Here is a 23,510-nt window from a genome sequence, read left to right on the forward strand (position 1 = left end):
TTGTTGTCGTTGTTCCCGGTCAGTGGTGGCGCATTATAGGGACTTCTCACGAGGTGACAAGTCTTAATTTTAAAAAAATGTGCGACTGTCTTCATTTTCACCAATCAGCACAAAAAAGCATAAGCCGTGGCCTATTTTTATCCAACAATGCAGCGTAGCCCCCCTTTTGTAGGATAAAATGAACAAGAGTATCTATTGATATACGTATCCGATTAGGACTGATTAGCCATGCAACTTAATGCTCAACAACAAGCCGCCCAGCGCAATCTCTCCTATCTTCTCGCCGAGAAGATAGGCCAGCGGATCCTGTCCGGCGAATATCAGGCCGGCAGCATACTACCGGGTGAACTCGAACTGGGAGAGATCTATGGCGTCAGCCGGACAGCGGTGCGTGAAGCAGTCAAAATGCTGGCCGCTAAAGGAATGCTGCTCCCTCGCCCTCGCATCGGCACGCGCGTGATGCCGAGTAACAGTTGGAACTTCCTCGATCAGGAATTGTTGACCTGGTGGCTTACCCGCGAAAACTTCGAACACGTTAAAGAGCACTTCCTAGTACTGCGTAATGCACTTGAGCCACAAGCCTGCCTGCTGACGGCGATGCATGCCAGCGGTACTCAGAAAGCCGCCATTAATGATTTAATGCGAGAGATGCGTGAACTGAATAGCCATTTTGATCGCGAACGCTGGATCCGGGTCGATGTACAATTCCACCAGCAGATCTATCAAGCGAGCGCCAACCCGTTCCTAACGTCGTTCTCGAACTTGTTTAACTCGGTCTATCAGAGCTACTTCCGTTCGGTAACCGGTAATGAGGTCGTTAAGCTAGAGCAACACCAGGCGATCGTCGATGCCATCCTGGCCAGCGATGCACAGGGTGCCTATACGGCCTGTCAGGATCTATTGGGGATAGACGGAGCCTAAACACACGACGGAAAACCTATGACCAAGACCGCCCGGAGTATGGCCGGCCTGCCCTGGATTGCGGCAATGGCTTTTTTCATGCAGGCGCTGGATGCCACCATCCTGAATACCGCGCTGCCCGCCATCGCCCGTAGTCTGGAGCGCTCCCCGCTGGTAATGCAATCCGCCATTATTAGCTATACTCTGACGGTCGCCATGTTAATCCCAATCAGCGGCTGGATAGCCGACCGTTTGGGCACGCGGCGTGTCTTTATCGCCGCCGTCTCGCTGTTCTCCTTCGGCTCGTTGCTCTGCGCCCTCTCCGGCTCGTTGGAGATGCTGGTTGCATCCCGCATCCTGCAAGGCGTCGGGGGTGCAATGATGATGCCAGTAGCGCGTTTAGCTTTACTCCGCGCCTACCCACGCGATGAACTGCTGCCGGTGCTCAACTTCATCAGCCTACCGGGGTTGGTCGGCCCGGTTCTCGGTCCGCTGCTCGGCGGTTGGTTAGTCACCTATGCCACCTGGCACTGGATTTTCTTGATCAACCTCCCGATCGGTATCATCGGTATTCTCTACGCGCTGCGTTATATGCCCGATTTCACGGCACCAACGCGCGGCTTCGATATACGTGGCTTTATCTTGTTTGGCCTCGGCTTGGTCCTTTTATCGTGTGGTATGGAGCTCTTCGGTGAACGTGTCCTGCCTCAGCTCTATGCCTGGGGAGGTGTCGCGGCGGGCTTAGCCTCACTGCTACTCTATATTATCCATGCCCAGCGCCATCCCCACCCCTTGATCGCCCTGCCACTGTTCCGTACCCATACGTTTTCGGTCGGTATCCTCGGCAATATCGCCTCTCGACTGGGCACCGGTTGCATCCCATTCTTGATGCCGTTAATGCTACAAGTCGGTTTCGGTTATAGTGCGATCATCGCCGGATGCATGATGGCCCCGACGGCACTCGGATCGATGCTGGGTAAATCATTGGTCACGGGGGTTCTTCACCGTCTGGGATACCGGAATACGCTGGTTGGCGTCACGTTGGTTATCGGGCTAATGATCGCCCTGTTTGCGCTCCAGACGGCCGACCGCCCACTGTGGCAATTAATCCTACCGCTATTCCTGTTAGGTATGTTTATGTCGACCCAGTTTACTGCGATGAACACTATCACCCTGGGCGATTTAGATGACCACAACGCCAGCTCCGGTAACAGCGTACTCGCCGTCACACAACAACTCTCCATCAGTTTCGGCGTTGCGGTCAGCGCCGCGGTACTCCGCTTCTATGACACCCAGGTGAGTGGTTCACTGGTCGATCACTTCCACTATACTTTCATCACCATGGGCGGCGTGACACTACTATCGGCGGGGGTCTTCGTGTTACTCCGTCGTACCGATGGCGATCATCTCCTCAAGGGGCGTCGTGTCATGCCGCAAGCGAGCAAGCCTTCTCAACACTGACAAATACCGACAGAGCCGCGTGCGACCAGTTGAGGCGTCAGAACCAAGGTTTGTGGCTCCATCGTAGGATGGCGTAAGCGATACACCAAGGTGTCGACAGCCAACTCACCAAGCTCATCCTTAGGCTGATGGATAGTAGTCAGCGGCGGCGCCATATAACGCGCCAGTTCGATGTCGTCATAGCCGACGACGGCAATGTCTTCACCCACGCGTAACCCCGCCTCAAATAGCACCTGATAGACGCCGACAGCCATGGCATCATTACCGGTAAATAACGCATGGGGCGGTTGTGCTAAGGCCAATAATTGCCGCATAGCCTGAACGCCACCGGCAAACTCGAAATCGCCAAACAGGATATACGATTCAGGAACAGGCAGGCCAGCCTGTGCCATTTCATGCAGGAAGCCCTCCAATCGCTGGCGCGATGGTGTCTTATCCTTGGGCCCTGCCAGACAGGCGATTCGAGTATATCCCCGCTCAATCAGATGGCGTGTCGCGATCTGACCACCGAGGAAGGAGTTATCCTGAATGACATCGTTTGGTCCATCGAATAGCGCCCAATCCATCATTACCGTCGGCATCGCCGGGTAACGGGCGATCATCTCCTGTGGGGGGCGGAAATTTTCGGTACACATCATCAACAGACCATCGACCCGCTTCTGTAATAATGTCTCCATGCTCTGGCTCATCCGCGCCGGATCGCCTTCGGTGTTACACAGGATCAGGCTGTAGCCGCGCTCATAACAACTACGCTCGACACCGCGGACGACCTCAGCAAAGAAGGGGTTGTTGCTGGTCGTCACCAACATACCGATGGTGTGGGTTTGGTTCATCTTCAGGCTGCGCGCCAGCGCTGAAGGGGCATAATTCAGTTGCTGTACCGCCGCCTGCACCCGCTGACGTACACTCTCACTCACGAAGCGATTGTTATTGATCACATGGGATACGGTCGAGGTGGAGACGCCCGCTAAGCGAGCGACATCCTTCATAGTTGCCACGTACGCTTACTCCTGATGGGCCTGCAAGAATGCATCGATCTCCCTGCGCCAGGGTACGGAGGGTTGCGCGCCTTCACGCGTCACCGCGATAGCGGCGGCCGCATGCGCGAAGCGTACTGCGTCAGATAAGGGATTCCCCTCCAACAAGGCGGTCAACAACGCACCATTAAAGGTATCGCCAGCGGCGATGGTATCGATGGCCTCTACCCGGAAGCCGGGAATAATGCTCCCTAGCCCCTCCTGACTGACCCACACGCCACGACTGCCGAGGGTAATCATCACGGTAGCGATCCCCTTACCATGCAATACTGCGGCGGCCTGGCGGGCACTCTCATCATCGTGCACTTGAATGCCGGTCAGACATTCTGCCTCGGTTTCATTAGGCGTGATCACATCGATATGATGTAACAACGCCTCTGGGAGCTCCCGCGCCGGGGCCGGGTTGAGGATCACCTTGGTGTTATGGGCTCGCGCCAGCTTCGCCGCCGCCAATACCGTCTCGATGGGGGATTCCAACTGCATCAGTAAGGCGTCTGCCTGCGTCACCAACGCCTGATAGCGCGCCAGATACTGCGGCGTCAGGGCCGCGTTAGCACCCGCATGGATGCCAATAACATTCTCACCGTCCTGGTTAACAAAGATCAGCGCCACGCCGGTGCTCTCTCCCGCCACGGCCTCAACGGCAGCGATATTCACGCCATCGCTGACCAACTGGCTGCGGATCCGTTCACCGATATCATCGGCGCCCACACAGGCAATGAAGGCGACATCGGCACCGCTACGTCCGGCAGCAACCGCCTGGTTGGCTCCCTTACCACCGAATGCTACTTGATACCCCTTGCCTGTTAGGGTCTCCCCCGGGCGGGGAAAGTGTTCAACCTTAAGGATATGATCAGCATTGATGCTGCCTAATACGACCAGTTTGCCTGTTTGCATACTCTGTATTCCTACTTATCTACCGCCGCCGCTTCACCGACGGCGGTACTGCCCAGATCTTATCCGCGGCGTATTACTTGGTCACCAGCTTCAGCTCAACGGGAATATTAGCCGGGACTTTCTCCCCTTTGATCACCTTATCGGCGGTTTCTACGCCAATGACGCCGATCTGCTCCGGCTGCTGTGCCACCGTGGCACCCAGCTTACCACTCTGTACCGCTTTTTCGCCGTCTTGCGTGCCATCGAAGCCGACGACCAAGACATCGTTACGCCCTGCCGTTTGCAAAGCACGCAGGGCGCCCAAGGCCATCTCATCGTTCTGCGCGAAGACGGCCTGTACCTGCGGGTGAGCGGTAAGCAAATTCTGCATGACGTTCAATCCTTTGGTACGATCGAAGTCGGCTGGCTGACTGGCCAAGACGTCAAACTTATGGGCAGCGACAGCCTGCTTAAAGCCCTCGCCCCGCTCACGTGCTGCGGAGGTTCCCGCGATCCCTTCCAACTGGATCACCTTAGCGCCGGCCCCCAGTTTCTGGGCGATAAAATCACCAGCCAGCTTACCGCCCGCGACGTTGTCGGAGGCGATATGACTAACGACCTGACCTTGACTGGCAGCACGGTCCAAGGTGATCACCGGAATGTTGGCCTGATTCGCCATTTTTACCGCATTACCGACCGCATCGGAATCGGTCGGGTTAATCAACATCAGTTTCGCGCCGCGCACCGTCAAGTCCTGCACGTTCGCCAACTCTTTAGCCGGATTATTCTGGGAGTCTAAGACCACTAGCTTGTAGCCCAGTTTATTCGCTTCCTTCTGTGCCCCATCTTTCATCGAAACAAAGAAGGGGTTATTCAGGGTAGATACCACCAAGGCGATCGTATCCTGCGCCAGGGCGTTAGCACTGAGAGAGGCGCTCAGCGCCGCGGCAGAGATCAGGGTTGCCAGTTTTTTCATGTTCATCTCATCGATTCCTGTAGGTAAGGTTATTTATTGCTTTTGTTGTCTACCAAAACCGCCAACAGAATCACCGCAGCCTTGACGATCATTTGGTAGTAGGAGGAGACACCGAGTAAGTTTAATCCGTTATTCAAGAAGCCCAAGATCAAGGCACCGATCAGTGTTCCCATGATCCGCCCCTTGCCACCCGCTAAGCTAGTTCCACCCAACACCACTGCCGCGATGGCATCCAGCTCATAACCAGTCCCGGCGGTCGGCTGTGCCGAGGAGAGACGAGCCACTTCAATCACGCCAGCCAAGGCCGATAACAGGCCGCATAAGGCATAAACCACAATCTTGACGCGATCGACATTGATACCCGATAAACGGGTCGCGGCTTCATTTCCCCCCAGCGCGTAGATATAACGCCCTAAACGCGTGTGGTGCAGCATGTACCAAGCCAGCGCAAATACGATAATCATCAGCCAGATCGGCGTCGGCATCCCCAATGGACGACCGATACCGAACCAACCAAAGAGATCCGCCTGCGCCGAAAAACCAGTATTGACCGGGCTTCCATCGGTATACACCATGGTGACCCCGCGCAGCAGTAGCATCATCACCAGGGTTGCGATAAAGGCTTGCACCTTCCCTTTCGCCACAATGATACCGGTACACCCACCGATCGCCGCCCCCAACGCCAGCGCCGCACCGACGGCCAGTAACGCATTGACATCCAAACCGACGATGGACGCCGCCACCGCACCGGTCAAGGCCAACAACGAACCAACGGATAGATCGATGCCAGAGGTCAGGATCACGAGCGTCATACCAACGGCCATGATGGCATTGACGGAGGTCTGTTGCAGAATGTTGAACAGGTTATTCAAGGTGAAAAAATTGGGGCTCATGGAGGAGACCACCGCGATCAGCACCAATAAGGCGATCAGCGACTTCTGCTCCACCAGCCAGGTTTTGAGCCGGGCTTTGCTGAATCCGCCCTGATTGACTGAGACTTGGTTATTCATCGGGGATTACTCCTGCTTAACGCCGTATTGCTTGCCGACGGCGGCCGCCATCAGCACTTCTTGTGTTGCCTGTTCGATCGGGAACTCCCCGCTCAGATGCCCTTCATGCATCACCAGGATACGATCACTCATTCCCAGTACTTCAGGCATCTCCGAGGAGACCAGGATGATGCTCAAACCATCCGCCTTAAACTGGTTAATTAGCTGATAGATCTCTTTTTTTGCACCGACATCGACGCCTCGCGTCGGCTCATCGAGGATCAATACCTTGGGGCGTGTCATTAACCCACGCGCGATAGCGACCTTCTGTTGGTTACCACCGGAAAGTAAACCGATCGCCTGCTCCATCGATGGTGTCTTGATATTGAACAACGAGATAAAGTCGCTGACCGCCTCCTGCTCTTCACCATGCTTAAGCGATCCATTGAGACGGCTGAAATAGCGCAGCGCCGTCAGCGACATGTTCTCCTTCACCGACATACCCAGCACCAAGCCATCACGTTTACGATCTTCCGAGATATAAACGATGCCGTTGGCCAATCCCTCTTGAGGCGAACGGATCTGCACGTCATGCCCTTCCAACGTGATCGAACCCTGGGTTCGTGGCAATGCGCCATACAGGATCTTCATCAGCTCAGTACGCCCGGCCCCCATCAATCCGGAGATGCCTAAGATCTCGCCGCTACGCAGGGTAAAGGAGACGGCATTCACGCCCGGGCCGGACAACTGCTCAACCTGTAAACGCAACGCCCCGGGAGCCTTATCCAGACGTGGATACTGCTCCTCCAGTTTGCGCCCAACCATCATTTCGATCAGTGTGTCTTCTGTCAGCTCGTCAACGGGCCGCTCGGCGATAAACTGACCGTCGCGGAATACCGTCACGTCATCGCAAATCTCAAAAATCTCTTTCAAGCGATGAGAGATATAGACGATGCCACGCCCCTGTGCCTTGAGTTCGCGGATCACACTGAACAGCGACTCGGTCTCCGTATCGGTCAACGCATCCGTCGGTTCATCCATGATGATCACCCGCGACTCGAAACTCAGAACCTTGGCGATCTCCACCATCTGCTGTTCACCGATAGACAACTCACCGACCAGACGATGGCTGCTATACCCTAGATTGAGACGTGCCAATAGCTTGTCGGCCTCAACGTACATCTTTGTCCAGTCGATGCGCCCCCAGCGATTAGTAAACTCACGCCCTAAAAAGATATTCTCCGCAATGGTAAGCTGCGGAATGAGATTCAACTCTTGATGAATGATGCCGATGCCCGCCTCTTGAGAGGATTTCGGGCCACTAAACGCGGTCTCCTGTCCCAAGTAATGCAGCGAGCCGGCATCTTTCTGGTAGATCCCGGTCAGCACCTTCATCATGGTGGATTTGCCCGCACCATTTTCCCCCACCAGCGCCATCACGCGGCCGGGATACACATTCAATGACGCGCCGGATAACGCCTTCACGCCAGGAAAAGACTTATCGATTGCGTTTAACGCCAGTAACGGTTGCATAATGGCCTCAGAAGGTCACGCCGGCATACAGCAGTACATTGGCGTAGGGAGAGCATTCACCGCTACGGATGATCGCCTTACTCTCAGCGCTCAGCGTCTTAAACTGGCTATGCGTGACATAATCGATTTGAATGTCATTTCCCTGACGCCGACCTAACTGCTGTAGCCAATCCAGCAATTGCTGGTGGACGTCAGGATTGATCTGCGCCATCTCCTGCGCCACAACGGCACGCTCCACCTGCATTTCCGCCGTTACCGTCTCCACAACCTGCATAAAACGCGGAATATCATGGGTCAACGCCAGATCGATACGCGCCACCCGATCAGGGATCGGTAAACCCGCATCCCCGATGGCGACGCTATCCGTATGGCCAAGACGGGCGACTAACGCCGAAACCTCAGAATTCAGTACTGTGCCTTTTTTCATGACTCACTCCACCAGCGAAACGTTTCGCTCATCGGCTAAGTGTAAGGGGAGGGTGAGAACGAACCAAGGAAAAAATAAAAAAATGTGATCGCTATCGAAACGTTTCGAGGCAAAAGCGATTCAGCCAAAGCGCAGTTTCAATCAAAAAGGGCGCCCAATGGCGCCCTTTCGTAAGAAATCAGGTCGGGATACGACGTTAGATCTCGACCTGCGTCCCTAACTCGATCACCCGGTTAGGTGGGATCTCAAACTGATCGGCCGCTTGGAGCGCATTACGGCTCAAGGCCATAAATAGGCGACCACGAGCCTTGAGGTACCAGGGACGATGCCCCAACAGTAACGACTCATGCGACATGAAGAAGGAGGTTTCAATGATACGGCAGGGTAATCCCTCCAACCCACAGCGATGGAAAATTTCCTCGACGTTCGGCGTCTCTTTAAAACCGTAACTGGCTACGACACGCCAGAAGGTCGGCGAAAGTTGCTCCAGGGTCACTCGCCGCACATTATGCACGTAGGGGGCATCCTCGGTACGCAACGTCAACAGGATCACCCGTTCATGCAATACCTTGTTATGTTTTAGATTATGCAACATTGCCAAGGGGATAACATTCACCGCGCGCGACATATACACAGCCGTGCCAGGCACCCGTACCGGTGGTGACTTCTCCAGAGAGGCAATCATCGCCTCCAGAGAGTTACCGTGTTCATGCAAACGACGTAGTAAACGAAAACGCTCGCTCTTCCAGGTCGTCATGATGATAAACATCAGCAGACCCAAGGTCAGCGGCAACCAGCCGCCTGATAGGATCTTCATCGCGTTGGCGCTAAATAGCGGCACATCGAGGCACAACAACCCCAGCAGCAACACGGCCACGATGAAGCGGTTCCAGTGCCAGTTCTTCAATGCCACGGTACAAGAGAGCATGCTGGTTAGTACCATGGTACCGGTCACCGCAATACCATACGCCGCCGCCAGATTGCTAGAGCGCTCGAAGCCGATGATCACCAATACCACGCTGATGTACAACGCCCAGTTGATCGCCGGAATGTAGATCTGCCCGGCCTCCATATCCGAAGTATGGATGATACGCATCGGCGGCAGATAGCCTAAACGCACCGCCTGACGCGTCAGGGAGAAGACCCCGGAGATTACCGCTTGCGAAGCGATCACCGTCGCCAGGGTCGCCAGGACCAACAAGGGGATCAGCGCCCAGTCTGGCGCCAGCAAGAAGAAGGGGTTTTTAATCGCGGTCGGATCGGTCAGCAATAATGCCCCCTGCCCGAAATAGTTCAGCATCAGCGAGGGGATGACAAACAGGAACCAGGCCAAGCGAATCGGCTTCTTGCCGAAGTGCCCCATGTCGGCATACAACGCCTCGACCCCGGTGATCGACAACACTACAGCCCCCAATGCAAAGAAGGCGAGGCTCTTATATTCGACAAAGAAGTTGATTGCCCAGCGTGGGTCCAAGGCATGTAGTACCTGAGGGTTAGCGAGAATACTACGTCCCCCAAGGATCGCCAGCGATAGGAACCATAACACCATCACTGGGGCAAACAGGCGACCGATGCTTCCGGTACCGTGCTTCTGGATAAAAAATAACACGGTCAGGACTAATACGGAGAGGGGGACGATATAGGGATCGAGCGAGGGCGCGGCAATCTCCAGCCCCTCGATAGCCGACATCACGGAAATGGCCGGCGTGATCACCACCTCGCCGTAGAAGAAGCTACCGCCGATCAACCCGAGGATCACCAGTGTCGCCGTGACCTTCGCCGTCGTATTACGCCCAGCTAGCGACATCAACGTTAAGATGCCCCCTTCGCCGGCGTTATCCGCCCGCATGACAAAGGTCAGATACTTCAGCGACACGATGAGGATCTGCATCCAAAAGATCAACGAGAGAAAACCGAAGACGATCTCCGGCTTCACTTCGAAGCCATAATGTCCGGCAAAGCACTCGCGGAGTGTATAAAGAGGACTGGTACCGATATCGCCGTACACCACGCCGATAGCCGCCAGGGTCACTGTGGTCAGTGAGCGTTTCTGTTCTGTACTCATAACATTTTTCGTTGTGAAATTTCCGTCAGCCATAGATGCGCCAACATCCCGAGCGCAGATAAAGGTTGCACAGTATGCATAAATACCCTCGCATTCCCACCGTAAAACCCGCAAGAATATCGTTGATTATGTAACAAACAACATGGCGTCTTGGTGCTTGGCCCTCTCTCTTCACCATCCCGACACGGGCGAAATAAAGCTGGTCATACACCTTATAAATAGATACAACAAAATCATCCATGTCATGAATAGAGATTAGTATGACGCAACCCCGTCAATTGGCCGAACGTATTTCTCGGCTGAGCCATGCATTGGAGTCAGGTTTATATGAGCGGCAACAAGCGGTACGCCTATGCCTATTGGCGGCACTGTGCGGCGAGAGTGTGTTTTTACTCGGTCCGCCCGGCATCGCTAAGAGCCTAATCGCGCGCCGGCTCAAGTTCGCCTTTCGCGATGCGCGCGCATTCGAATACCTGATGACGCGCTTCTCCACGCCAGAAGAGGTCTTCGGCCCCCTCTCTATCCAGGCGTTAAAAGATGAAGGGCGTTATCAACGCCTGACTCAGGGCTACCTGCCCGAAGCAGAGATCGTCTTCTTAGACGAGATCTGGAAGGCGGGTCCCGCGATCCTGAACACCCTATTGACCGCCATCAACGAACGCCGTTTCCGTAACGGTGAATGCGAAGTAGCCATTCCCCTACGCCTACTGGTCACCGCCTCAAACGAACTACCGGAGGCTGATGGTGGACTCGAAGCACTGTATGACCGCATGCTGATTCGGCTATGGTTAGATAAGGTACAGGAAAAGAACAATTTCCGCGCCCTGATCAACAGCCATCAGGATGATGGCTATAACCCCGTACCCGCTAGCCTCACCATCGGCAGCGAAGAGTTTCAACAGTGGCAACAACAGCTGATCAGCGTCACGCTGCCGGATAGCGTCTTCGAGCTGATCTTTCAGTTACGCCAGCATATCGATTCGTTGGAAAACGCGCCCTATATTTCTGATCGGCGCTGGAAAAAAGCCGTCCGTCTGTTACAAGCCTGCGCCTTCTTTAGCGGACGTAGTAGTGTCGCACCGCTGGATCTGATCCTGTTGAAGGAGTGTCTCTGGCACGACCTGCCCTCACGCCAACTGCTCAATCAACATATTCAATTGATCCTAACCCAGCAGGCCTATCGTCAACAGGCACTCCTGTTGCAAATACAACAACTGGAGACACAGTGGCTACAGAGTCAGCGCGACTATCAACAGACCCGAGCCCTGACGCTGCAAACCAAAGCCGGGCTCTTCAACCGTAAGTCTCAGCACACCTTACCGGATGGACTCGATACATCACAGCTGACGCTCCTGCTGCTGCAACCGCTGCGCCTACATGATATGCAAGTCACCCATTTGGTGATCGAAACGGCCACCCTCAACCGCTGGCTCCAGAAGGGCGGCGAGTTACGAGCCCGCCTCAATGGGATCGGTTTTGCCCTAAGCATCGATGTTGCCATTACCACACAGCATCAGTTGGAGGTGCGCGACATCAGCCAACAATCCAGTCTATTGAGCCTGCCGGGCGATCCGCGTCAACGAGCGAGCGACGATATTCTGGCCAACCTCGATAAACTGCGCCAAGCGTTGCAGCAACAACGTCAACAATTCGCCAGCCAACAGCCTTGTCTCTTCGTCAGTAGCGACTGGCTCGCTCAAATCGAAGCCAGCCTGCTGGAAGTCGAAGAGCACCTTAACGCGCTTGCCGCACGCTTACAGGGAGAGACGATCTGACATGCCATCGCTCGAGGCCGTCGAAGCCTTCCTGGTCATGAATGAAAGCGAGTTGCTACAAGACTTTTTGGTCGGCCTCATCGCCGCCCCCCAGTTGGCAGCGTTTTTTGAGAAGCACCCGCGTCTGCGTCAGCTTATCGATCGGGAGTGGCCCGGTTGGCAACGACGGTTGCGTAAGCGGATCAGTGAAACCAATGTCCCCGATGACTTGGCGCAAGAGTTCACCCTATACCAACATCAGCTGCTGTTAGGCAACGGAGAGTTCTTCCGCAACTTACCCACGACACTCACCTGGCTTACCAACCAGGACTCCCCTTTTAATCACGAGGCGCGTCAACTGTGTCCACAAGGAAACTTTCCCCACAGCGACAGTTTCCATGCGCTGTTTCTACAACGCTGGCGCCTTAGCTTAGTCGCACGCACGCTGACACTCCATCATCAGGTGATGGAGGAAGAACGCGCACTCCTGCAACAAGAGTTACAACAACGTCTACAACTGAGCGGAGCCCTCGAACCGGTATTGGCAGAAAATGAAAACGCAGCAGGACGTCTATGGGACCTCAGTCGCTCGACGCCTCAACATGGCGACTATCAGCTACTGGTGCAGTATGGCGACTTCCTGGCTGGCCAACCTGATTTGCAACAATTAGCCGAACGTCTAGGACGTAGCCGCGCTGCCGAAGCGAAAGAGGAGGCCGACACTCAGCAAGAGATTCGTCATGTCTTATTACGTGAGCCCTCCGTGATGCCGGAGGAGGTCAGTGGTATTCACCAGAGCGACGAGATCCTACGCCTCATGCCGAGCGAACTCTCGATTCTGGGATTGAGTGAGTTGGAGTATGAATTCTACCGCCGCTTACTGGAAAAGCGGCTGATGACCTATCGCCTGCAGGGGGATGCCTGGCGTGAGCAGCCGGTACAACGCCTGATCGCTTACCATCACCACCAACAGCAACCTAAGGGGCCTTTTATCGTCTGCGTCGACACCTCGGGCTCGATGGGTGGCTTCCATGAACAGTGCGCTAAAGCCTTTTGCCTGGCGTTGATGCGTATCGCTCTAGCCGATAATCGTCGCTGTTACATCATGTTATTTTCCAGCGACATCGTACAACACGAACTCACCGCCGATGATGGCATCGATCAGGCGATCCGCTTCCTCAGCCAACGCTTTAGGGGGGGGACCGATCTGGCTCGTTGCCTGGCACAGACCAGCACGTTATTACAACAACCGGCCTGGCAGCAGGCGGATGCGGTGGTCATTTCTGACTTTATCGCCCAACGTCTCCCTGAAGAGACGCAGCGAGAAATAAAACAGCTGCAAAAACAGAATGGCCACTGCTTTCACGCAGTGGCCATGTCGCCACATGGCAAGCCCAGCATAATGAAAGTCTTTGATTATATTTGGCGCTTTGATAGCGGTATTAAGGGGCGCCTGCTGCGTCGCTGGCGCCGTTAGTGTCAGGACAGTTAGAGGATCGCCGGCACTTGCTGGCGAATCGCCGGCGGCCACACACCACACTGCACCTGACCGATATGCTGTTGTTGCAGCAATAACATCACCAAACGGGATTGGCCGATACCACCGCCGATAGTCTGCGGCATCTCACCACGCAGCAACGACTGATGCCACTCCAGTGCCATGCGGTCCTCATCATCGGTGAGCGCCAGTTGACGCTTTAACGCCTGCGCATCCACACGGATCCCCATTGAAGACAGTTCAAAGGCATCCTCCAATACCGGGTTCCACACCAGAATATCGCCGTTCAGCCCCCCCAGTCCCTCAGAACCGAGCGATGTCCAATCATCATAGTCCGGCGCTCGCACATCATGTGCTTGGCCGTTCGACAGGCACCCACCGATCCCCATCAGGAACACGGCACCCAATTCACGTGTAATGGCGCGCTCACGCTCTTTAGCATCCAGATCAGGGTAACGACGCAGTAGCATCTCACTGTGAATAAAGTGGATCTCCGCCGGTAAGAAGGGCGTTAAGCCATAGCGTTCACAGACCTCTTGTTCCGTCGTCTTCATCGCCGCATAGATCTGACGAACGGTGTCCTGCAGATACGCCGGAGTACGCTCTCCATCGCCCATCACTCGCTCCCAGTCCCACTGATCCACATAGACCGAATGAATGGCTGATAGACGATCTTCATCCGGGCGTAGGGCCTTCATATGGGTATACAACCCTTCCCCCGGGGCAAAATCATAGGTTCCGAGCGTCTTACGCTTCCACTTCGCCAATGAATGAACCACTTCAAAGGTATCCTGCGGTAGGTTTTTAACCTTTACCTGGACCGCTTTCTCATGACCTGACAGGTTATCTTGAGTACCATCGCCCAAACGGCTCAGGATAGGCGCTTGGACCTCGATTAAGCCAAGTCGCTGCTCCAACTGACGAGAGAAATGCTGCTTTACAAAGCTGATCTGTTGTTGTTTTTCAATATAGTATTTTTTCATGACTGTACTCACCACCTGTCTGTCCTGTTGCTATAGATTAAGCAACAGAAGTGGCATTGAATTCAATAATCAACAACAAATATCGCCAGTTAGGTTTTAATCGTTCATTATATCGCATCAAAAATTATTAATTATTCAAAAACCGAGGATAAAAATGGCAGAAATTTATCCGATCGATAATCTCGATCGCGGCATCCTTAACGCATTGATGAAGAATGCCCGTACGCCCTACGCCGAATTGGCTAAAAACTTTAACGTCAGCCCAGGAACGATCCATGTACGCGTAGAAAAGATGAAGCAAGCCGGCGTGATCACCGGTGCCTGCGTACAAGTCAGTCCGAAAATGTTGGGCTACGACGTCTGCTGTTTTATCGGCATCATCTTAAAAAGTGCTAAAGACTATCCCTCAGCCTTAGCCCGTCTGGAGAGCCTAGATGAGGTAGTTGAGGCTTACTACACCACCGGTCACTACAGTATTTTCATCAAGGTGATGACTAGGTCCATCGAGGCGCTGCAGCATGTACTTATCAACAAGATCCAGACTATCGATGAGATCCAGTCGACGGAGACCCTAATCTCGCTGCAAAACCCGATCATGCGGGACATTAAGCCCTGAAGGCGAAGAAACGATCCCTTTTCATTCCCATATTATCCACAGCTAGATCCCAGCAAATTCGCAGCGTACAATAGCGCCTCCGAATCACAGGCTGGGATCATCATGGCACACATCACCGTAATCAGCGGCAGTACTCTGGGTAATGCCGAATATGTCGCAGAACATCTAGCCGATAAGCTGCTTGCACAAGGGCATGAGGTGCAGGTACTGCACGGTCCCGAGCTTGATGAAGTGCCACAACAAGGGATTTGGCTGGTGGTGACCTCAACGCATGGCGCAGGTGAACTCCCCGACAACTTACAGCCCTTGTTTGAGCAGATTGAAACTCAACAGCCGGATCTCACCGGGATCCATTTCGGCGCAGTGGGGATCGGTAGTAGTGAATACGACACCTTCTGCGGAGGGATCGCTATTGTCGATCGCATTTTGATCGCATTCGGTGCCCAACGGATCGGTGAAGTGATCAAGATCGACATCAAGCAGCACGATGTTCCCGAGGATCCAGCAGAAGAATGGCTTGCCGAGTGGGAAAAACTTATTCATTAAGTCTGTTTTTTGTCCACTTAGTCTGTGTATAAGTCTTGTTATAAGCAGTAAGAAACAGGTAGTTATCCCAATAACAACCGCTAGCCATTTTTTGGCCTGTGCATAACAACCAATAAAGATCCCAGCTTTTACGGTCTGGGATCACCGATCTTCCACAGTAAATGATCCTGCGTAGTCACTTGATCCTTATTGAGAAAAACGTGTTATCCACAAAGGATCACGATCCTAATAGAAGATCTAATAAAGAGATCTTTAAATAAAAAAGATCTTTTAAATACTGGGCGAAGGATCCACGATCCTCTTCGGTTGGACCTACGCCTAAACTTGAGTAGAATCCCCACCCCTAGGCAAATAACGATCGTTGACAGCCTTTCGGTTAGCGCGAGGTGCAGTACCATGTTTTACCCCGATCCCTTTGATGTCATCATTATCGGCGGCGGCCATGCCGGTACCGAAGCGGCCATGGCTTCAGCCCGAATGGGCCGCCAGACCCTACTGTTAACTCACAATATCGACACGCTTGGCCATATGTCATGTAATCCGGCTATCGGCGGCATCGGTAAGGGACACTTAGTTAAAGAGGTCGATGCCCTGGGTGGATTAATGGCTCAGGCGATCGACAAAGGCGGGATCCAATTCCGGATCCTCAACGGCAGCAAGGGACCCGCGGTGCGGGCGACACGTGCGCAAGCGGATCGTGTGTTGTACCGCCAAGCGGTTCGTATGGCATTGGAAAACCAGCCTAATCTGATGATCTTCCAACAGGCCGTCGAGGATCTGATCGTCGAAAACGATCGTGTCGTTGGCGCGATCACTCAGATGGGACTAAAGTTCCGGGCGAAAGCGGTCGTATTGACGGTTGGAACCTTCCTAAACGGTAAGATCCATATCGGTCTGGAAAACTACAGTGGGGGTCGTGCCGGGGATCCGCCTTCGATCGGTCTTGCCCATCGACTGCGTGAACTGCCATTACGCGTCAACCGGTTGAAGACGGGAACTCCGCCCCGTTTGGATGCTCGAACCATCGATCTCGCCGCCTTAGCACAGCAACATGGCGATAATCCGGCACCGGTGTTCTCCTTCCTGGGTGACGCAAGTCAACATCCGCGTCAGCTACCCTGTTATATCACCCATACTAACGAACGTACTCATGAGGTGATCCGTAACAATCTGGATCGTAGCCCGATGTATGCAGGGATCATCGAAGGGATCGGCCCACGCTATTGCCCTTCGATCGAAGATAAAGTCATGCGCTTTGCCGATCGTAACGCGCATCAGATCTTCTTAGAGCCAGAAGGGCTAACCAGCAACGAGATCTACCCTAACGGCATCTCCACCAGCCTGCCATTCGATGTTCAGATGGCGATCGTGCGCTCGATGGATGGGATGCAAAATGCCCGAATCGTGCGCCCAGGCTATGCTATCGAGTATGACTTTTTCGATCCGCGCGATCTGAAGCCAACATTGGAAAGCAAGTATATCCAGGGATTATTCTTCGCCGGTCAGATTAATGGCACCACCGGTTACGAAGAAGCCGCTGCCCAAGGTCTGCTGGCGGGCCTCAATGCTGGGCGTTGTGCCGCCGAGTTGGAAGGTTGGGCTCCACGGCGAGATCAGGCTTATCTCGGTGTCTTGGTGGATGATCTCTGCACCCTAGGGACCAAAGAGCCGTACCGTATGTTCACTTCGCGGGCCGAATATCGCCTGATGCTACGCGAAGACAATGCCGATCTGCGTCTCACACCGATCGGGCGTGAATTGGGTCTGGTTGACGATGAACGTTGGGCTCACTTCAACCGGAAGTTAGAAAACATGGAACGGGAGCGTCAGCGTCTGCGTGATACCTGGGTACATCCCCAGGCCGAGCAGGCGGCGACAATCAATGCGTTGCTGAAGACGCCGTTATCGCGCGAGGCTAATGGCGAAGATCTGCTGCGGCGCCCGGAGATGGATTACGCTGCGCTCACTTCATTAGCCCCGTTTGCGCCCCCGCTAGAGGATCGTCAGGCGGCCGAGCAGGTTGAGATTCAAGTTAAATATCAAGGTTATATTGCTAGACAGCAGGATGAGATCGAAAAGCAGATGCGTAACGAGCACACCCTGTTGCCGGCCGATTTGGATTATCGCCAGGTGAATGGCTTGTCTAACGAGGTGATCGCCAAGCTTAACGATCATAAACCAAGTTCTATCGGGCAAGCATCGCGTATCTCCGGCATCACTCCGGCCGCGATCTCCATTCTACTGGTTTGGTTGAAGAAGCAGGGAATGCTACGCCGCAGCGTTTAACTATGGCTTCCGAGCCGCCTTAGCGCGGCTCATCACTTCGTTCTGGCCTCCGCAGTGTTGCTGCGGCCGAGCTGGATTTGACAGAGGAAAAGAACCCGTGCACAAGCAACTGGATACGCTGCTGGCGCAGGCTGGCATTTCGTTAACCGATCAGCAAAAACAGCAGCTATTGGCGTATGTCGAGCTGCTGGATAAGTGGAATAAGGCGTATAACCTGACTTCCGTACGCGATCCGCGTGAGATGTTGGTTCGCCATATCATGGACAGCATCGTGGTCAGTCCTCATCTGCAAGGACAACGCTTTATCGATGTGGGTACGGGACCCGGACTACCGGGGATTCCGTTGGCTATCGTACGTCCCGAGTCTCACTTCACGCTATTGGATAGTCTGGGGAAACGGGTACGTTTCCTACGCCAAGTACAGCATGCGCTGCAACTGAACAATATCGAGCCGGTACAGAGCCGGGTAGAAAGCTTTGTGGCTGAACCGCCATTCGATGGTGTTATCAGTCGTGCCTTCGCCTCGTTACAGGATATGCTCGCTTGGTGTCATCACCTACCGGCCGCTCCGCATGGGCGGTTTTATGCGCTGAAGGGCGTGGTCCCGCAGGATGAATTGCAGAGTTTACCTGAGGGCGTGACCTTGGAATCGGTGATCCGCTTGCAGGTACCGATGCTGGAAGGGGAGCGTCATCTGGTGGTGCTTAAAGCACATTAATTTTGTTTTTTATCAAAAAAAATCAAAAAAACCATTGATTGAGAAATAAACAGAATCCTGGAGGCCGAGCCTAACCATCAAGTCATTGCCGAGCACTCTGTTTACTTTTTTTTTACACGGGTGACCAGGTGAAGGGTATCGGTGTACGGGGATCGACGTATCGTATTCCCCCATTTGCCGGGTGTTTTCGCCCTTTGAGGCGGGGGCGATGGGGGGAACGACGTGGGTTACTCCGTATGTCAATAGGCTGTTTCTATTTGGTTTTACTTAGTAGATTGTTGCGTTAATAACCTAACTTTATGATTTTAAATGTCTATATTAGCAATTTTGGCTAAAGATTAGCCTTAACCCTATGGTATACAGGCTTTTTTATCGCTTTATTTTGTGATCATCTACGCTGGCAAAAATGTAATATTGGAATTGTCAGATGTATCACTAAAAATGATTATTACGTCGATTCTGTGGCTTTGACGATAAAACGTGAAAATATTTAAATTACTATTCACTTTTTGGCTACTTATGCATTGAATTTGTAGGTGTGCACCGTATAATTTTCACGTTTTTCTGGCTTGACTCTGCCTCGTAAAGGCAGTTTTATTACGTCACTCAAATCAGCATACCTCCTGGGGGGTACGGAGAGAGCAAACGTCATGTCTGGAGCACTCTATGGCGGGAAGACAGTACGTAACCTGCTGATTCTACAGTTAGTGACCTTTGTTCTATTCAGTATTTGTCTGTCGATGAAAACGGCGAACTGGGGATGGTCCGCACTCTTGGGCGGTCTATCAGCCTGGTTACCCAATGCTGTCTTTATGCTGTTTGCTTTACGTCAGCGAGTAGGGGAGCCGGGAGAGGGACGTATCGCTTGGGCATTTGTCACCGGCGAGGCGCTGAAGGTGGTCTGTACGATCGCGCTGCTTATCGTGTCGCTAGGGTGGTTGAAAGCGGTCTTTCTTCCGCTAGGCCTGACTTACATTGCGGTGCTGGTGGTGCAGATCGCCGCACCAGCATTTATTAGTCGTAATTAAAACAGTTACCGTATTAACTACTTAAAGGGTAAGAGGCATCATGTCTGCAGGAGAAATCTCTACGCCACAAGAGTACATCGGTCACCATCTGAATAACCTTCAGCTGGACCTGCGTACTTTTGAGCTGGTGAATCCGCACGATGGCCCAGCGTCTTTCTGGACGTTGAACATCGACTCCATGTTCTTCTCTGTGGTGCTGGGCCTGATCTTTCTGGCTCTGTTCCGTAAAGTCGCTAAACATGCCACTAGCGGTGTGCCGGGTAAGTTTCAAACGGCCATCGAGCTGATCATCGGCTTCGTCGATGGCAGTGTACGCGATATGTACCACGGTAAGAGCAAACTGGTCGCTCCGTTGGCCTTAACCATCTTCGTCTGGGTATTCCTGATGAACTTGATGGACTTGGTGCCGATCGATTTCTTGCCCTATATCGCCGAACACTGGCTGGGCCTGCCGGCATTGCGTGTTGTTCCGTCTGCGGACGTCAATATTACGCTCTCCATGGCGCTCGGGGTATTTATCCTGATTCTGTTCTATAGCATTAAGATGAAGGGACTGGGAGGCTTCGTGAAGGAGCTGACGTTACAACCGTTCAATCATCCTGTTTTTATCCCGATTAACTTGATTCTGGAAGGCGTCAGCCTGTTGTCCAAGCCGATCTCTCTCGGTTTGCGACTGTTCGGTAACATGTATGCCGGCGAGCTGATTTTCATCCTGATTGCCGGTCTGTTGCCGTGGTGGTCACAGTGGTTGCTCAACGTTCCATGGGCTATCTTCCACATTCTGATTATTACGCTTCAAGCCTTTATCTTCATGGTTCTGACGATCGTCTATCTGTCGATGGCGTCTGAAGAGCACTGATTATTTTTTAACAACACTACTGCGTTTAACTGAAACAAACTGGAGACTGTCATGGAAAACCTGAGTATGGATCTGCTGTACATGGCTGCCGCTGTGATGATGGGTCTGGCGGCAATCGGTGCTGCGATCGGTATCGGCATCTTGGGTGGGAAATTCCTGGAAGGCGCCGCGCGTCAGCCGGATCTGATCCCGCTGCTGCGTACACAGTTCTTTATCGTAATGGGTCTGGTGGATGCTATCCCGATGATTGCTGTTGGTCTGGGTCTGTACGTCATGTTTGCCGTCGCGTAACCGGAATATCCCGTTACGCCAACCAAACCGATTAACTAATTTAAGAGGCATTGTGCTGTGAATCTTAACGCAACAATCCTCGGCCAGGCCATCGCGTTTGTCCTGTTCGTCTGGTTCTGTATGAAGTATGTATGGCCGCCGATTATGGCTGCCATCGAGAAGCGTCAGAAAGAGATTGCTGACGGTCTCTCTTCCGCAGAGCGTGCGAAAAAAGATCTGGACTTGGCGCAAGCCAATGCGACCGACCAGCTGAAAAAGGCGAAGGCTGACGCACAGGTGATCATCGAGCAAGCGAATAAGCGTAAGTCTCAGATCATCGATGAGGCGAAAGCCGAAGCGGAACAGGAACGTGCCAAGATCGTCGCGCAGGCGCAGGCAGAAATCGATGCCGAGCGTAAGCGTGCGCGTGAAGAGCTGCGTAAACAGGTCGCCATGCTGGCTATCGCCGGTGCCGAGAAGATTATTGAACGTTCCGTGGATGAAGCTGCGAACAGCGACATCGTCGATAAACTAGTCGCTGAACTGTAAGGAGGGAGGGGCCGATGTCTGAATTTATCACGGTAGCTCGCCCCTACGCCAAAGCAGCTTTTGACTTTGCTGTTGAGCATAACAGCCTGGATCGTTGGCAGACTATGCTGGCATTCAGCGCTGAGGTGACCCGCAATGAAAGCGTGGCCGAAATGTTGTCCGGTGCCCTGGCTCCGGAGACCCTTGCGGCGTGTTTCATCAAGATTTGCGGTGACCAGCTCGATCAATCCGGTCAGAACTTCATTAGAGTGATGGCGGAAAACGGACGTTTACAGGTTATTCCTGACGTGCTGCAGCAGTTTATTGCGCTGCGAGATGCGATGGAAGCGACGGCGGATGTAGAAGTCACCTCTGCCGCGCCTCTGAGTCAGACGCAGCTGGATAAAATCAGCGCCGCAATGGAACAACGTCTGTCACGTAAAGTGAAGCTGAATTGCAAAATTGATAAGTCTGTATTGGCCGGCGTGGTGATCCGCGCGGGTGACTTGGTGATCGATGGCAGCATCCGCGGCCGTCTGGATCGCCTAGCAGACGTCTTGCAGTCTTAAGGGGACTGGAGCATGCAACTGAATTCCACCGAAATCAGCGAACTGATCAAGCAGCGCATTGCTCAGTTCGACGTGGTGAGCGAGGCTCACAACGAAGGTACAATCGTCTCCGTGAGCGACGGGATTATCCGTGTTCACGGTTTGGCGGATGTCATGCAGGGCGAGATGATCGCGCTGCCGGGCAACCGCTACGCTATCGCACTGAACCTGGAGCGCGACTCTGTGGGGGCGGTAGTGATGGGGCCCTACGCTGACCTGGCCGAAGGCATGAAGGTCAAGTGTACCGGCCGTATTCTGGAAGTTCCGGTAGGCCGTGGTCTGCTGGGCCGCGTGGTGAACACCCTGGGTGAACCGATCGACGGTAAAGGTCCGGTCGAGCACGACGGCTTCTCCGCCGTTGAAGCTATCGCCCCGGGCGTTATCGAGCGTCAGTCGGTCGATCAACCAGTACAGACGGGCTATAAGTCTGTCGATGCCATGATCCCGATCGGCCGTGGTCAGCGTGAGTTGATCATCGGCGACCGTCAGACCGGTAAAACCGCGCTGGCCGTCGATGCCATCATCAACCAGCGTGACTCCGGCATTAAGTGTATCTATGTCGCTATCGGTCAGAAGGCCTCTACCATCGCGAACGTGGTGCGTAAGCTGGAAGAGCACGGTGCACTGGCGAACACCATCGTCGTGGTCGCTTCGGCTTCTGAATCCGCTGCATTGCAATACCTGGCACCGTATGCCGGTTGTGCAATGGGTGAGTATTTCCGTGATCGCGGCGAAGACGCGCTGATCATCTACGATGATCTGTCCAAGCAAGCGGTCGCTTATCGTCAAATCTCCCTGCTGCTCCGTCGTCCGCCTGGACGTGAAGCATTCCCGGGCGACGTATTCTACCTCCACTCCCGTCTTCTGGAGCGTGCGGCGCGTGTTAACGCCGATTACGTCGAGGCTTTCACTAAGGGTGAAGTCAAGGGACAAACGGGCTCACTGACGGCGCTGCCGATCATTGAAACCCAAGCCGGGGACGTTTCCGCGTTCGTTCCGACCAACGTAATCTCGATTACCGATGGTCAGATCTTCCTGGAATCCAACCTGTTTAACGCCGGTATCCGTCCTGCGGTTAACCCGGGGATCTCCGTATCCCGTGTGGGTGGCGCGGCACAGACCAAGATCATGAAGAAACTGTCCGGTGGTATTCGTACCGCGTTGGCACAGTATCGTGAACTGGCAGCTTTCTCCCAGTTCGCCTCTGATCTGGATGACGCGACCCGTAAACAGTTGAGCCATGGTCAGAAAGTTACCGAACTGCTGAAACAGAAGCAGTACGCGCCGATGTCCGTTGCCGCACAGTCGCTGGTGCTGTTTGCCGCCGAACGTGGCTACTTGGAAGACGTCGAACTGGCGAAGATTGGTGCCTTTGAAGCGGCATTGATGGCTTACGTTGAGCGTGAGCAGGCCGACCTGATGCAACAAATCAACCAGACCGGTGCTTATAACGACGAGATCGAAGGCAAGCTGAAAGGCATCCTCGATACCTTCAAAGCAACCCAGTCCTGGTAATAGCCTTACGGCCTGCCGGCAGTAATACGGTGGGCCG

The 23,510-nt window shown here is 53.7% G+C and carries 22 protein-coding genes; 14 read left to right on the forward strand and 8 right to left on the reverse strand.

Translation table 11 applies throughout. The annotated features are described in order from the left end of the window. The first annotated feature begins 228 nt into the window (after window positions 1–228). Both ACEQFP_RS15785 and mdtD read left to right on the forward strand, forming a co-directional pair. Entirely contained in the window at window positions 229–921 is a 693-nt protein-coding gene (locus ACEQFP_RS15785; RefSeq protein ID WP_005291277.1) for a FadR/GntR family transcriptional regulator, read from the forward strand. Between the two features lie 18 nt (window positions 922–939). Continuing rightward, complete coding sequence (gene mdtD, locus ACEQFP_RS15790; RefSeq protein WP_005291272.1) at window positions 940–2,361, forward strand: multidrug transporter subunit MdtD; 1,422 nt, start codon at window positions 940–942, stop codon at window positions 2,359–2,361. On the opposite strand, the gene rbsR is transcribed toward mdtD, so the two are convergent. From rbsR to kup, 7 genes are all read right to left on the reverse strand, one after another. Next, window positions 2,352–3,359, reverse strand: coding sequence for a ribose operon transcriptional repressor RbsR (gene rbsR / locus ACEQFP_RS15795; RefSeq protein WP_005295728.1), 1,008 nt, complete (start codon window positions 3,357–3,359; stop codon window positions 2,352–2,354). The genes mdtD and rbsR overlap by 10 nt on opposite strands. 6 nt (window positions 3,360–3,365) lie before the next feature. After that, the gene (gene rbsK / locus ACEQFP_RS15800; protein ID WP_370547110.1) at window positions 3,366–4,295 is read right to left on the reverse strand and encodes a ribokinase; all 930 of its coding nucleotides are present in this window, start codon (window positions 4,293–4,295) and stop codon (window positions 3,366–3,368) included. A 73-nt stretch (window positions 4,296–4,368) separates the two neighbouring features. Beyond that, window positions 4,369–5,256, reverse strand: a complete 888-nt coding sequence (rbsB, locus tag ACEQFP_RS15805) for a ribose ABC transporter substrate-binding protein RbsB (RefSeq protein ID WP_005291262.1) — start codon at window positions 5,254–5,256, stop codon at window positions 4,369–4,371. A gap of 23 nt (window positions 5,257–5,279) precedes the next feature. After that, the gene (gene rbsC, locus ACEQFP_RS15810; RefSeq protein WP_005291260.1) at window positions 5,280–6,260 is read right to left on the reverse strand and encodes a ribose ABC transporter permease; all 981 of its coding nucleotides are present in this window, start codon (window positions 6,258–6,260) and stop codon (window positions 5,280–5,282) included. A 6-nt stretch (window positions 6,261–6,266) separates the two neighbouring features. After that, window positions 6,267–7,772, reverse strand: coding sequence for a ribose ABC transporter ATP-binding protein RbsA (gene rbsA / locus ACEQFP_RS15815; protein WP_068870275.1), 1,506 nt, complete (start codon window positions 7,770–7,772; stop codon window positions 6,267–6,269). A gap of 7 nt (window positions 7,773–7,779) precedes the next feature. Next, complete coding sequence (gene rbsD, locus ACEQFP_RS15820; protein WP_005291254.1) at window positions 7,780–8,199, reverse strand: D-ribose pyranase; 420 nt, start codon at window positions 8,197–8,199, stop codon at window positions 7,780–7,782. A 196-nt stretch (window positions 8,200–8,395) separates the two neighbouring features. After that, window positions 8,396–10,264 (reverse strand): low affinity potassium transporter Kup, encoded by a 1,869-nt coding sequence (gene kup, locus ACEQFP_RS15825; RefSeq protein WP_005295722.1) that lies wholly within the window; start codon window positions 10,262–10,264, stop codon window positions 8,396–8,398. A 260-nt stretch (window positions 10,265–10,524) separates the two neighbouring features. On the opposite strand from kup, the gene ravA reads away from it, so the two are divergent. Together ravA and viaA are read left to right on the forward strand one after the other, a co-directional pair. Next, window positions 10,525–12,039 carry an ATPase RavA gene (ravA, locus tag ACEQFP_RS15830; protein ID WP_370547111.1) on the forward strand — a complete coding sequence of 505 codons (1,515 nt, stop codon included), beginning with the start codon at window positions 10,525–10,527 and terminating at the stop codon, window positions 12,037–12,039. Window position 12,040: 1 nt separating this feature from the next. Further along, a complete protein-coding gene (viaA, locus tag ACEQFP_RS15835; RefSeq protein ID WP_035598628.1) occupies window positions 12,041–13,495 on the forward strand; it encodes an ATPase RavA stimulator ViaA in 1,455 nt (484 codons plus the stop codon). 11 nt (window positions 13,496–13,506) lie between these two features. Here viaA and asnA read toward each other — a convergent pair whose 3' ends face one another. After that, window positions 13,507–14,499, reverse strand: a complete 993-nt coding sequence (gene asnA, locus ACEQFP_RS15840) for an aspartate--ammonia ligase (protein ID WP_005291241.1) — start codon at window positions 14,497–14,499, stop codon at window positions 13,507–13,509. A gap of 154 nt (window positions 14,500–14,653) precedes the next feature. Between asnA and asnC the strand changes: the two genes are divergently transcribed. The 10 genes from asnC to atpA all read left to right on the forward strand — a co-directional run bounded on the left by asnC (window position 14,654) and on the right by atpA (window position 23,473). Next, complete coding sequence (gene asnC / locus ACEQFP_RS15845) at window positions 14,654–15,115, forward strand: transcriptional regulator AsnC (protein WP_370547112.1); 462 nt, start codon at window positions 14,654–14,656, stop codon at window positions 15,113–15,115. 102 nt (window positions 15,116–15,217) lie between these two features. Further along, the gene (gene mioC / locus ACEQFP_RS15850; RefSeq protein WP_005291236.1) at window positions 15,218–15,661 is read left to right on the forward strand and encodes an FMN-binding protein MioC; all 444 of its coding nucleotides are present in this window, start codon (window positions 15,218–15,220) and stop codon (window positions 15,659–15,661) included. 396 nt (window positions 15,662–16,057) lie between these two features. Further along, the gene (gene mnmG, locus ACEQFP_RS15855; RefSeq protein WP_005291232.1) at window positions 16,058–17,947 is read left to right on the forward strand and encodes a tRNA uridine-5-carboxymethylaminomethyl(34) synthesis enzyme MnmG; all 1,890 of its coding nucleotides are present in this window, start codon (window positions 16,058–16,060) and stop codon (window positions 17,945–17,947) included. A gap of 97 nt (window positions 17,948–18,044) precedes the next feature. After that, window positions 18,045–18,665, forward strand: coding sequence for a 16S rRNA (guanine(527)-N(7))-methyltransferase RsmG (rsmG, locus tag ACEQFP_RS15860; RefSeq protein ID WP_005291229.1), 621 nt, complete (start codon window positions 18,045–18,047; stop codon window positions 18,663–18,665). Between the two features lie 650 nt (window positions 18,666–19,315). Beyond that, entirely contained in the window at window positions 19,316–19,693 is a 378-nt protein-coding gene (gene atpI, locus ACEQFP_RS15865; protein WP_005291225.1) for a F0F1 ATP synthase subunit I, read from the forward strand. A gap of 40 nt (window positions 19,694–19,733) precedes the next feature. Beyond that, on the forward strand, window positions 19,734–20,552 hold the full coding sequence (gene atpB / locus ACEQFP_RS15870; RefSeq protein WP_005291224.1) for a F0F1 ATP synthase subunit A: 819 nt from the start codon (window positions 19,734–19,736) through the stop codon (window positions 20,550–20,552). A 51-nt stretch (window positions 20,553–20,603) separates the two neighbouring features. Beyond that, on the forward strand, window positions 20,604–20,843 hold the full coding sequence (atpE, locus tag ACEQFP_RS15875) for a F0F1 ATP synthase subunit C (protein WP_004093904.1): 240 nt from the start codon (window positions 20,604–20,606) through the stop codon (window positions 20,841–20,843). A gap of 57 nt (window positions 20,844–20,900) precedes the next feature. Next, complete coding sequence (gene atpF / locus ACEQFP_RS15880; RefSeq protein ID WP_005291219.1) at window positions 20,901–21,371, forward strand: F0F1 ATP synthase subunit B; 471 nt, start codon at window positions 20,901–20,903, stop codon at window positions 21,369–21,371. Window positions 21,372–21,385: 14 nt separating this feature from the next. Then, complete coding sequence (atpH, locus tag ACEQFP_RS15885; protein ID WP_005291216.1) at window positions 21,386–21,919, forward strand: F0F1 ATP synthase subunit delta; 534 nt, start codon at window positions 21,386–21,388, stop codon at window positions 21,917–21,919. A gap of 12 nt (window positions 21,920–21,931) precedes the next feature. Further along, a complete protein-coding gene (gene atpA / locus ACEQFP_RS15890) occupies window positions 21,932–23,473 on the forward strand; it encodes a F0F1 ATP synthase subunit alpha (protein ID WP_035598615.1) in 1,542 nt (513 codons plus the stop codon). Window positions 23,474–23,510: the final 37 nt, after the last annotated feature.

Source organism: Edwardsiella sp. A.80236 (genome assembly GCF_044540725.1).
Classification (GTDB): Bacteria; Pseudomonadota; Gammaproteobacteria; order Enterobacterales; family Enterobacteriaceae; genus Edwardsiella; species Edwardsiella tarda.